This window comes from Stenotrophomonas sp. SrG (assembly GCF_050031795.1).
Lineage (GTDB): Bacteria > Pseudomonadota > Gammaproteobacteria > Xanthomonadales > Xanthomonadaceae > Stenotrophomonas > Stenotrophomonas rhizophila_A.
On record NZ_JBNBBE010001194.1, the window covers coordinates 1 to 238 of the forward strand.

At 70.6% G+C, this 238-nt stretch carries 1 pseudogene; it reads right to left on the reverse strand.

Annotated features, from left to right (window positions below):
• Positions 1-238 (reverse strand): annotated as a pseudogene (locus tag ACQG3P_RS23230) (methyl-accepting chemotaxis protein); the annotation flags it as partial.

The following is a 238-nucleotide window of genomic DNA, read 5'->3' on the forward strand; positions in this document are numbered from 1 at the left end:
CTGGCCTCGATCGCGCGCAGCGTGGGGACCACCTCGCCGACGACGTCACCCCCCTGCGAGGCCACGCTGTGCCCACCAATCGCCAGCCGGTTGGCCTGGCGGGCGTGTTCGGCGTTCAGGCGCACGGTGGAGGTCAGTTCCTCCATGGAGGCGGCTGTTTCTTCCAGGTTGGCGGCCTGCTGTACGGTACGGCGCGAGAGGTCGCTGGTGCCGGTGGCGATTTCGCCCGCGGCCAGGT